Origin of the sequence: Denitromonas iodatirespirans, assembly GCF_018524365.1 — a bacterium.
GTDB lineage: Bacteria > Pseudomonadota > Gammaproteobacteria > Burkholderiales > Rhodocyclaceae > Nitrogeniibacter > Nitrogeniibacter iodatirespirans.
Genome location: NZ_JAEKFT010000146.1, coordinates 1 through 381, shown reverse-complemented (window position 1 = coordinate 381; position 381 = coordinate 1). Strand labels below are relative to the sequence as shown.

The 381-nt window shown below is 66.4% G+C and carries 1 protein-coding gene; it reads right to left on the bottom strand.

The genetic code is table 11. From position 1 onward, the window contains the following. Positions 1-381 (bottom strand): Ig-like domain-containing protein (locus I8J34_RS24330; RefSeq protein ID WP_214364205.1); only part of this gene is annotated, 381 nt, incomplete at both ends.

Here is a 381-nt window from a genome sequence, read left to right as displayed (position 1 = left end):
TGGTGTTGTCCAGCGTGTAGGTGTAGCTGCCGTCGGCATTCAGGACAAGGCTGCCGTAGGTGAGCGTCGGGGTCGCCGCCGTGATCGGGGTGGCGTTGGTGTCGGCACCGACGGTGTCGTTGGTGAGGACACTTCCGCTGACGGTGCTGGCTGCATCCTCGGCGATCACGTTGGTGTCGTTCACCGCGGTGGGCACGGAGTCGGTGATCTGGATGTCGAGGCTGCCGGTGGCGGCGATGCCCAGGTCGTCGGTCACCACCACGGCGATGGCGTCGAGCACCGGGGCGTTGCTGCTTTGCACGTTCGGGTCGTAGGTGTAGCTGACCAGACCGGTGGCCGGGTTGAAGCCGGTGAGCACGAGCGTGCCCTCGCCGGTGTTGA